The following is an 8,622-nucleotide window of genomic DNA, read 5'->3' as shown; positions in this document are numbered from 1 at the left end:
TTTGTTTTGTTTTCGAGCCTATCTGCGGCGCGTTGGGTAGGGTCGATCGCAGGGGAGATGGCATCTTCGCTGGCGCAAAAGAGCGGCGCGATTGCGTTTGCGATGCCGCCGGCGGAGCGTGGGGTGGCGGGTTCGATTGGGGAGATTGCACCAGAGAGTGACATTCCGCTTTCGGCTGCACAGTTAAGAAATGCTCCAGGCGTTTTAATTGCCAGTAACGACCTCTTGTCGGTACACGGTGTTCCTGCGAATCTTGTTGCCGTCACCGCTATTTGCGTGTTTCCCCCTAATACAGTTTCCGCTCCGGGAGGATCGACAATGGAGTATGTCGGAGCGTTCGAATACTGAAGGGCACTGTTTTCTAGAACGCACCCCTGCGATTGTAAGCACAGCGGCTCCTCAAGCGCAGGCCGCTTGATCATGCCAGACGGCTACCCTTAGGTGAGCACACCGTATCAGTTAAATGCTTCGGCGGCTGGTCGACAACATGGAAGGAAGACGGCAAGCAATTCGTCGCCGCGGCGGATCAGTCGAACTATTTCCTGATCAGCCCGAACATGACGTGTGCGAAGATCGAGCCGATCGACGCGGACAGCGGCAAGAAGCTGCTCGCATCCAGCAAGTACGTGGACCCGAAAACAGTGTCCAGCAAGTAACCGTCGGGAACTTGCGTGTGTTGCCGTGCGGCGGCGCGAGAACCAGGGAAGGACCTTGATGCAGCCTACTCATCCCCGTATATCAGAGCACGAAAACCACACGGACAACGTGCTCGAATGCATACGCTTGAGCGCGCTCGAGAGCGGTCCGCGGTTATTGGTCTTCGGTGCGGTGCACGGCAACGAGACCTGCGACACCACCGCTATCCACCGGGCTCTTGCGGATTGCCGCAGTGGCCGGCTCGCCATCCGGCGCGGCAGTGTGACACTGCACGAGTGGGTCAAGCGCGACCAGGTCGAGCACGGTGAGCGCGATGGCATGACCACCGACGAGCGCGAACGCCTTAAGGCCTTGGAGCGCGAAGTCAAGGAGTTGCGTCGTGCCAACGAGATTCTCAAGGTCGCGAGCGCGTTTTTCGCCCAGGCGGAGCTCGACCGCCGTTTCAAGTCCTGAAGGCCTTCATCGATCAGCATCGCGACACCTTCGGGGTCGAGCCGATCTGCAAGGTCTTGCGGATTGCCCCGTCGGGTTACCGACGCCATGCCGCGCAGCTTCGTGATCCGTCGCGGCGCTCTGTTCGCGCAATCCGCGATGAACGTCTGCGGCCGGAGATCAAGCGTGTGTGGCAAGCCAACATGCAGGTCTACGGCGCGGATAAAGTCTGGAAGCAGATGAACCGGGAGCGTATCGCGGTGGCGCGCTGCACGGTCGAACGGTTGATGAAGCAACTGGGTTTGCGCGGCGTGATGCGAGGCAAGCGTGTTCGCACGACTGTTCCTGATGCCATAGCCCCGCGCCCGCTGGATCGGGTCAATCGCCAGTTCAAGGCGGCACGGCCGAACCAGCTCTGGGTTTCGGATTTCACCTACGTTTCGACGTGGCAGGGCTGGCTGTATGTGGCTTTCGTGATCGATGTGTTCGCTCGCCGTATCGTCGGCTGGCGAGTCAGCAGTTCGATGACCACGGACTTCGTTCTGGATGCACTTGAGCAGGCACTTTACGCGCGGCGCCCGGGCGACGACGGAACCTTGATACATCATTCGGACAGAGGGGCCCAATACGTCAGCATTCGCTACAGCGAACGGCTGGCCGAAGCGGGCATCGAACCGTCGGTCGGTAGCCGGGGCGACAGCTATGACAACGCCCTGGCTGAAACGATCAACGGCTTGTACAAGGCTGAACTGATTCATCGCCGCACCTGGAAAACGCGGGAATCCGTTGAACTGGCAACGCTGCAGTGGGTGGCCTGGTTCAATCATCATCGGCTGATGGAACCCCTCGGCTATATCCCGCCCGCCGAAGCTGAGGCAAACTACTATCGGCAACTTGAAACAGCTGTCGCTGAACCCGCATCAACTTAAATCAACCAGCCTCCACGATTCCCGGGGCGGTTCAGGCTGCGTCACAATTGCAAACATTGTTCAACAACCAAGCCACACCCATCCCAATTACAGTGACTCATCTGCCAGTGGCGGGGGAATGATGGAAGACTTGATTTTGGAAGCCCAATTGCCTGTTACTGATGCATTACTGGCGCGGTTGGTGGAGAAATTCCCCGCCGTGCGCTGGTACGAGCTGGACGAAGACGTGAGGGACGCATACGCACGGCGGGTCGCGCTGCTTCATCGAGAACTACGTCCCGCGTTGGGCGTCGGCGACCTGTCGGAGTTGGTTGCGTTCTACAACGCGTACTATTGGGCTCTGGTGTTCGCAAAGATATACCAGGCGCGATATGGCTTCGATGCTGGCATTGAGCAAGAGGCCTTCAAGGTGTTGGAAGTTGCTCCGGCCGATGTCGATTGGCCGACGGTGGAGCGCGTCCACCAAGCTGCGCTTCGGCCGTAGTTTGATAGAGGCGATGAATCTCGGACGTGTGACGAGAGACGCAAGGGGAAGGGGGTGATTGAGCACGTTATCCAGACGTTGAAAAAGGTCCAGATCGGGTGGGGCCTGGATGCCGTGATAGTAAAGCTCCCAAGTCAAGGTTTGAACCTTGTTCAAAGCGTCGGTAACGTGCCACAGGCTGACGCTTCGAAAAAGGGGTTTACCACTGAACTGACTTTCGGGATTGCCGGCACGGTGGTGACGGATGAATATGTTTGCAAAGTCAGCTACGCTGAACCAGGCCACGATCTCGTCACCAAAGAAGTGCACCACGCGATCTATAGCACGATCGGAAACGCATCCGCGCCTGTGGGTGTTGGGCCCATGGCTCCTCGGGATGCAATCCAGATAGTCATCCGGCAGGTCATCGGCAAGAGCCTGGAAGAAATCGATGAGGCGTCGGATCTCGCCCAATGAGTCACTTCAACGGAACGCGTAGTCCCATCTGCCGGCGAGCAGTCTTGATCTCGACGGCCGTGAGTGCCCTGATGCTCACGGGCTGCGTCACACAAGCAATGCCGCCATATCAGGCGAGCCTGACCAATCAACTGACTCTTTCACGCCTGCCTCAATTGGCAATGTACAGCGTGATATCTGAAGAAGACCATCCAGCCGATGTGCAAACCAAACTGCGTAACCTGCTTATCACGGCGCCGAAGGGAACATCGTGGTCATCGTATCTGAAAGACGCTATACAGACGGAGCTGACCAAATCGGGAAACTACAAGCCAGAGGCCACAAGGACCATAAAAGCGGAACTGCTTGAGTTCCATGTTGCGGACGGTCACGCTGACCTCGCGGCTCACTTTGTCGTCGAGTGTGACCATGTTGTCGGCTACGATAAGGTACTGCGTGCGCACTCTCGTTGGCGCACCTCGTTCCTGGCGGCTGTTGCAATGCCGAGCGCGTACAACGCGACAGGCGCGATATTTCAGGATCTTTTACGCAGTTTCTTTGAAGATCCCGACTTCGCACGGATTTCGTAGCAACAGGTAGAAATCTCAGTCCATTCCGCGGAAACGCAGTTCATCAACTAGAAAGAGACCCTCTCATGCTAAGAAAAACGACGCTTGGCGCACTTTGCGCCACCCTGGTTGGCTGTGCCAGCTCCGGACGTATCGGTGAGCTTCCCGCTGTGGCGGATGGCGCCGCCTCCTCTCAACTGGTCCTGATTCGTTCGGGCAGCCTGATTGGCGCCACGAATAGCTATTATGTCTCGCTTGACGGCAAGGACGTGTTCTCCATCCGGTCCGGCGAGAATACGAGCTTCCGTGTACCCTTGGGTGAGCACACCGTATCAGTTAAATGTTTCGGCGGCTCGTCGCCGACATGGAAAGAAGACGGCAAGCAATTCGTCGCCGCGGCGGATCAGTCGAACTATTTCCAGATCAGCCCGAACATGACGTGTGCGAAGATCGAGCCGATCGACGCGGACAGCGGCAAGAAGCTGCTCGCATCCAGCAAGTACGTGGACCCGAAAACAGTGTCCAGCAAGTAACCGTCGGGAACTTGTGTGTTGCCGTGCGGCGGCGCGAGGACCAGGGAAGAACCTTGATGCAGCCTACTCATCCCCGTATATCAGAGCACGAAAACCATACGGACAACGTGCTCGAATGCATACGCTTGAGCGCGCTCGAGAGCGGTCCGCGGTTATTGGTCTTCGGTGCGGTGCACGGCAACGAGACCTGCGGCACCACTGCCATCCACCGGGCTCTTGCGGATTGTCGCAGTGGCCGGCTCGCCATCAGGCGAGGCAGTGTGACGTTCGTTCCCGTTGCCAACCCTAAAGCGTTTCGACAACGAACACGGGAGGGTGAGCGCAATCTGAATCGCGATCTACGCGAGAGAGACGTTCCGGTGGACTACGAAGACCGCATTGGCAACCGCTTGTGCGCGCTGATGCGAGACCATGACATTCTGCTCGACCTCCACTCGTTCCACAGCAAGGGCGAACCGTTTGTCTTTCTCGGGCCGCAGAACAACGATGGCACGCTGGAACCGTTCCGCCATGCTGATGCAGAGGGCTCGTTCGCCGCAATATTGGGGCCGTCAATCGTCATTCACGGCTGGCTGGAGAATTACGCGCGCTTTCTTGAGGTGCGTGCAAATCACGGATATACACGCGGCCCTGTCTCGCAGGGCCGTGGAACGACGGAGTACATGCGTGCAGTTGGAGGATTCGGCGTGACGGTCGAGTGTGGAACGCACGACGAGCCGAAATCGATAGACGTGGCCTACGCCGCGATTGTCAACGCGCTTTCCCATCTCGGACTCGTCGATAGGCTTCGTCCCGCGCGCGCTGTTCAAAATACAATCCAGATCGTCGATGTTTTGCTGTGCATTTCGCGAGGAGACGCTCTCGCAGGAGACTGGAAGAATGGCGAGCCGGTTGCAATGGGGCAAGTTATCGCGCGTCGAGCAAATGGCACCTTACTGAAGGCGCCGAGGGATGGTTTTATCATCTTTCCGAATAGCAATCCGACTCAGGGAGATAAGCTCTGCTACTTCGGCGTTTCAAGTGACAGACGGCTTTAACCGCCGCCGCCGGGCTCTGAATGGGCCGCGGGTTGAAGCCTATTCGTTGATCAATGCGGTGAGGCTGGCCCAAATTCCGGGCCGGTCTCAGTTGGAAAATTCCGGCTCGCAGCAGCCCATGCTCTGCACCTTGACGTCGTCATTGTCCGTTAGTGAGCCGTAGAGTGCCGCGATTTCGAATGGCGGATGCGCGAGCCCTGTCAATTTGAGCCGATGGTCAGCCTTCGCTAAATAGCGCGCGGAACGACGCTATTCCGCAATGCAGTTCAGTACGCGCAGTGGGTATCGACGCGGATATATTCGGCTGGCCGGACACAGCAGCCGGCAGGACGGCTGGTTCGGAGTGATCGTCGGAAAATCACTGCACAATGACGGCGGCGGACACAACTTCGCATACGTTCATACACTCGAGCACGCGCCCGCCGATCGGATGCTGACGTTTCTCGCCCAGGAGGGTGTCGGTGCGGACCAGCCAGTAACTTTCCTGGCCGACGGCGGCGACACCGTGCGCCGCGCCCAGCTCGACTTTGGCGATTGTGGCGATAAGGTACTCGACTGCTTTCACGTCGCCATGCGAGTGCAGAATCTGGAACAGGTGATCAAGGATCGATGACATCGTGCGAGCCTTGCAAATCGGCAGCGGTATTGGGTTCAGAGGGTACGTTGGCGCATCCGCCAAGCGCGTAGACAACACCTGCTAAGGCCGTTAGGCGCAACGCAAAGCCTTTCTTCAATTCTTCCCCCGGTGATACGGCGTTCGCGCGAATGTCGAAGATTCGCGCTGGTATGTTAAATGGCCGGCTGTGGCCGTTTTGATCTTACCCACGTTCAGTGGACACCTTGAAAGGTGCATGCTAGCTCTGCGAGGTGTGTCATGGAACGCAAGCAATACAAACGGTATAGCCGTGAATTCAAGCTGAAGTCCGTTAGGCTGGCGTCACTTGGCGAGAAACCCAAAGCGCAGATTGCGCGTGAGTTGGGAATTCGTGTGAACCAGTTGCGCAACTGGCGGCTCGAGTTCGAGGAAGAGGAGCGCATCGGCGCCCCGAAACGTGCGCCGGCTCAGGAGGAAGATGTCGCAAAGTTCAGACATGAGAACGCCCGGCTCCTGGAAGAGAACGAGCTTTTGAAAAAAGCGGCCATCTACTCCGCGCGGGGATCGACGTGAAGCATCAGTTCATTGCTACGCATTTGCATAGCTACCCGGTGAAGGCGATGTGTCGGGCGCTGAACGTATCGACTAGCGGTTACTACGCCTGGCGCACCCGGGCGCCGAGCGAGCGCAGCCAGAGGCAAATGCTGCTGACTTCGAAGTTCCGCTCCATTCATGTTGCAAGCCGTCACACGTCTGGCGCGCCACGTATGCATGCCGAGCTGTGCGCACAAGGGTTGTGTGCTGCTTCAATACGGTAGCCAAATTGAGGCGACAGGCGCAGATCATGCCGAAAGCCATCCAGCGGTATCGCGTCACCACTGATTCCCGAAACACCAGAAAGGCCTCACCGGATCTCGTGAGTCGCACCTTCTCGGCAGACCGGCCGGACGCCTGCTGGCTGAGCGACGTCACCTACATCCCGACGCGTGAGGGCTGGCTCTATCTGGCCGCAATTCTGGACCTGCACTCGCGTGCTGTGGTGGGCTGGGCAATGAGCAGGACACTCGATTGCCAGCTCGCGATGGATGCTCTTCAGATGGCAATAAGCAACTGCGGACCCGCGCCAGGTATCCTGCATTCCGATCAGGGAACAACCTACTCAGCGGTCGAATACCGAGCTTTGCTCAGCAGGCACGCGATTCGCCAAAGTGTGAGCCGCAAGGGCAACTGCTGGAATAACGCACCGATGGAGAGCTTCTTCCACACATTGAAAGCAGAGCTGGTCATGCACTGTGACTTCAAGACCCGCGATCAGGCACGAGCCAGTCTGTTCGAATATATGGAGGTGTTCTACAACCGCCAGCGGCGCCACTCAACGATCGGCTACGAGGCACCGCTGCCCTTTGAAACATTGACCAAGGCCGAATTCAAGGTATCCACGGTTCGTGGGTAAGATCATTTTCGGCATGAATTGACATCCTTGCCTCGACGCCTCAGTCTCAAATATGACGGTTTCGCCGTTGGTGTACGTAAACTTCCGAATCTTGACGACAGCCCAAGTATGGACTGACGGAGACGGGAAGATGTGCGCTCACAGCGAGATCAGCGAGACTGCGGTGGAATCCGCACTGACACGCGCAAGCCGCGTTGCGTATGGGTGTCGGTGGGCGCCAGACTCACTTCGGCACCCATCCGCTCGGCAATCGTCCGGACGATTGCCAGTCCGAGCCCTGAGCCGATCTGCTCGTTACCCGGGATGCGATAAAACGGATCGAACACACGAGCACGCTCGTGCGGCGAGATGCCCGGGCCGTTGTCGGTAACGGTCAACAGCGCCTGACTTCCTGTCTCCCGGACGGCCAGATTGACTCGTCCCCTGTCTGGCGTGTAGCGAATCGCGTTGTCGACGAGATTCTTGATCAGTGTCGTCAGCTCGATGCTGTCGACGCTCACTCGCACATCCGGCCCATCTTCGACGCCGATATCAATATGCCTCGCTTCAGCAAGTGGCATCAGGTCTTCGAGCACACGCCGCCAGGTCGCGTGGACCGACACCGGTTCCATGGGCCGCGCTGTCTTCGCCTGTATCCGTGCGAGTGCGAGCAACTGCTCGATCAGATTGCGGCTGCGCTCAAGGCCGCCGCGCAGCGTGGTCAGGCGCGTGCGTGCGTCGACCGGCAGATCCGTTTCGCCGAGCCGCTCCGCCTGCAGCGACATCGCCGTGAGTGGTGAGCGAAGCTCGTGCGCCGCGTCGGCGACGAAGCGGCGCTGCGCATCGACCGACTGCGCCACACGTCCGAGCATCCGGTTGATCGCCACGACGAACGGCCGCACCTCGACCGGCAGATGATCGGTCTCGACTGGCTGCAGGTCGTGCTCGCTGCGCGCGTCGATTTCGGCCGACAGCGACGCGACCGGCCGCAGCATCTTGCGTACGAGATCGGCGACGACCAGCAGCAGAATCGGCAGCAGGATGATGAGCGGCATCGCCGTCCGCCATGCGCCTTCTCGCGCGGTGTCATCCCGCACGCCCGCATCCTGGGCAACCGCGATGCGCTCGCCGTTCGCGAGCGTGTAAATCAGCACGCGCAGCGCCCGTCCGTCCGCATCGAGCGTATGGAAACCGTCCGGCAGCGTCGCCGCACCGGCGAGTCGCCGGTCGCCGGCAACAAGCGGCGCCCCGTCGCGTTTCAGCGGTTCGACGATCACGCGTGGTGCTTCGTCGCTTTCGGGCGTGTGTGTGGCGCTGCCGGTCGGCGAAGCAGACATCGGCGCGCTTTGACGATCGAGCAGCGTCGCGATCTGACGCAGCACGTCGTCCTGGAATTCATGCGCCTCGAAGTACGCCGACGAGAACGAAAAGGCCGCCGCTGCGGTCGCGACGACCAGGATCGCGACCGAGAGCGCGACTGACAGACGGAACTGGATCGATTCTTTCAGCCGTTTCTTGA

The 8,622-nt window shown here is 59.0% G+C and carries 9 protein-coding genes, 2 pseudogenes and 1 other annotated feature; of the genes and pseudogenes, 10 read left to right on the top strand and 1 reads right to left on the bottom strand.

Going from position 1 to position 8,622, the window contains the following annotated elements; all coding sequences use genetic code 11:
• The first annotated feature begins 57 nt into the window (after positions 1-57).
• From ACOJB8_RS33240 to ACOJB8_RS33195, 10 genes and pseudogenes are all read left to right on the top strand, one after another.
• Positions 58-348 carry a hypothetical protein gene (locus tag ACOJB8_RS33240; protein ID WP_342946552.1) on the top strand — a complete coding sequence of 97 codons (291 nt, stop codon included), beginning with the start codon at positions 58-60 and terminating at the stop codon, positions 346-348.
• Between the two features lie 573 nt (positions 349-921).
• Positions 922-2,018 (top strand): annotated as a pseudogene (locus ACOJB8_RS33235) (IS3 family transposase); the annotation flags it as partial.
• Positions 1,065-1,181, top strand: a sequence feature (AL1L pseudoknot). Its footprint overlaps the pseudogene before it by 117 nt.
• 118 nt (positions 2,019-2,136) lie before the next feature.
• The gene (locus tag ACOJB8_RS33230; RefSeq protein ID WP_475016330.1) at positions 2,137-2,502 is read left to right on the top strand and encodes a hypothetical protein; all 366 of its coding nucleotides are present in this window, start codon (positions 2,137-2,139) and stop codon (positions 2,500-2,502) included.
• Positions 2,503-2,556: 54 nt separating this feature from the next.
• On the top strand, positions 2,557-2,958 hold the full coding sequence (locus ACOJB8_RS33225) for a hypothetical protein (protein ID WP_342946550.1): 402 nt from the start codon (positions 2,557-2,559) through the stop codon (positions 2,956-2,958).
• A gap of 44 nt (positions 2,959-3,002) precedes the next feature.
• A complete protein-coding gene (locus ACOJB8_RS33220; protein ID WP_342946549.1) occupies positions 3,003-3,527 on the top strand; it encodes a hypothetical protein in 525 nt (174 codons plus the stop codon).
• A 65-nt stretch (positions 3,528-3,592) separates the two neighbouring features.
• Complete coding sequence (locus ACOJB8_RS33215) at positions 3,593-4,039, top strand: hypothetical protein (protein ID WP_342946548.1); 447 nt, start codon at positions 3,593-3,595, stop codon at positions 4,037-4,039.
• Between the two features lie 125 nt (positions 4,040-4,164).
• A complete protein-coding gene (locus ACOJB8_RS33210; RefSeq protein WP_342946547.1) occupies positions 4,165-5,076 on the top strand; it encodes a M14 family metallopeptidase in 912 nt (303 codons plus the stop codon).
• Positions 5,077-5,309: 233 nt separating this feature from the next.
• Positions 5,310-5,680, top strand: a pseudogene (locus tag ACOJB8_RS33205) (ISKra4-like element ISBte1 family transposase); the annotation flags it as partial.
• Positions 5,681-5,950: 270 nt separating this feature from the next.
• On the top strand, positions 5,951-6,244 hold the full coding sequence (locus ACOJB8_RS33200; protein WP_342946546.1) for a transposase: 294 nt from the start codon (positions 5,951-5,953) through the stop codon (positions 6,242-6,244).
• Between the two features lie 208 nt (positions 6,245-6,452).
• Positions 6,453-7,124, top strand: coding sequence for an IS3 family transposase (locus tag ACOJB8_RS33195; RefSeq protein ID WP_342946545.1), 672 nt, complete (start codon positions 6,453-6,455; stop codon positions 7,122-7,124).
• Between the two features lie 149 nt (positions 7,125-7,273).
• Here the strand turns inward: ACOJB8_RS33195 and ACOJB8_RS33190 are convergent.
• Positions 7,274-8,622: sensor histidine kinase (locus ACOJB8_RS33190; protein ID WP_475016327.1), on the bottom strand; the 1,349-nt coding region annotated here is incomplete at its 5' end.

It is taken from the genome of Paraburkholderia sp. BR10141, assembly GCF_056155635.1.
Note: the sequence above shows the minus strand (reverse complement) of the source record. Positions and strands in the feature narration are given on the sequence as shown.